The sequence below is a fragment of the Microcoleus sp. Pol12B3 genome (assembly GCF_036701355.1).
In the GTDB taxonomy this organism is placed as follows: domain Bacteria; phylum Cyanobacteriota; class Cyanobacteriia; order Cyanobacteriales; family Microcoleaceae; genus Microcoleus.
This window is the reverse complement of sequence record NZ_JAUBQS010000163.1, coordinates 1-1327: the sequence shown is the minus strand read 5'-3', so window position 1 is coordinate 1327 and position 1327 is coordinate 1. Positions and strand designations below refer to the sequence as shown.

At 41.0% G+C, this 1327-nt stretch carries 2 pseudogenes; one reads left to right on the top strand and one right to left on the bottom strand.

Features of this window, described 5'->3' with window-relative positions:
* Positions 1-265, bottom strand: a pseudogene (locus tag QUA53_RS28990) (hypothetical protein); the annotation flags it as partial.
* A gap of 35 nt (positions 266-300) precedes the next feature.
* Here QUA53_RS28990 and QUA53_RS28985 point away from each other — a divergent pair.
* Positions 301-1245: pseudogene (locus QUA53_RS28985) on the top strand (IS4 family transposase); the annotation flags it as partial.
* Positions 1246-1327: the final 82 nt, after the last annotated feature.

Below are 1327 nucleotides of genomic sequence, written 5' to 3'. Positions count from 1 at the left end.
TGGCACTCTCGCTCAACCATACTCCGGTTTTTTCGTGCCAATACTCACAGTATTCTGCTAGTGTGTAATCTGGATACTGAGCTACCATCTCTTCAATCTCTTGTTCGTGACCAAACAGTAGGCTCGGTTTACCACCATGAGCCTGACTAGGGAGTAATTTTCCTGTCTCTTTTTTGCGCTTTAGTAGTGCTTGTACCCTGAGAGGGTGACAACGGAGGTCAAACCCAGACGGGGCAATTGTTTGAGATAATGGATAAGTCGTCAAAAAGAGGGTGGCCCTTGGAGCCACCCTAACCAAAAATGTTAAAGACATTATACCACTCGTTATTACGCATTCATCTGAGCGAAAGTCAAGCAAAGACCTTAGAAATCTTAGTTTTGATGCTTCAAAGTTATCGAAACGTCAGATTATCAACTCTCGCCAACTTCTTTCCACAACCTATTAAATACAAGAGTCGAATCAGAAATATCCAGCGATTTCTGGAACTCCCTCAGCTCTCGGCTAAGTTACTCTGGTTTCCGATAATTAAGGCAACTTTAAAATCTGAATTTATAGAGAAAAAATTAAATAGAGCGCAACGGAGACACCCCTCAAAATTAAGATTTAAAACCAAAAACTATGTAGCGATTGCTCTCGATAGAACTCAATGGAGAGACCGGAATCTACTCATGGCCACCATAATTTGGGGAAATCATGCTTTACCAATATATTGGGAGCTACTCTCTAAATTTGGCAGTAGTTCTTTCCGGGAACAGAAACGGGTACTAGGGCCGGTACTAGCCCTTCTAAAACCTTATCCGGTCGTGGTAATAGGGGACCGAGAATTTCATAGTGCTAAGCTCGCGAACTGGCTCAGGGCAAAGGGTGTAGACGTTGTATTTCGTCAAAAAAAGAGTGCTTTTGTAGCGACTTCATGCCAGCCAGGTAAGTCTTTAAAAACCCAAGGATTTAAAGCGGGCGAATCCCACTTTTTCAAAAATGTAACCTTTCAAAAATCTGACCCTATTCAGGAATTTAACTTAGGAGTTTATTGGGAAAAAAGTCACCGAGGGAAAAAGGTAAAAGAACCGTGGTATTTACTAACTACGATTTCTAACCCCAAGCTGGTTAAGCAACTCTATCAAGCACGGTGGGGTATTGAAATGATGTTTAGAGATTGCAAAAGTGGCGGCTATAATATGGAATTTACTCGGGTGGATGCTACCCGATTTTTAGCTTTGGTTTTGTTGATTACTTTCGCTTATTGTTTCAGGGTAAACGCATCTAAATTAAGTTGACATAAAATCATATTTGTGCCTGAGTTATTCTCTGAAAAAACCCTTCTTA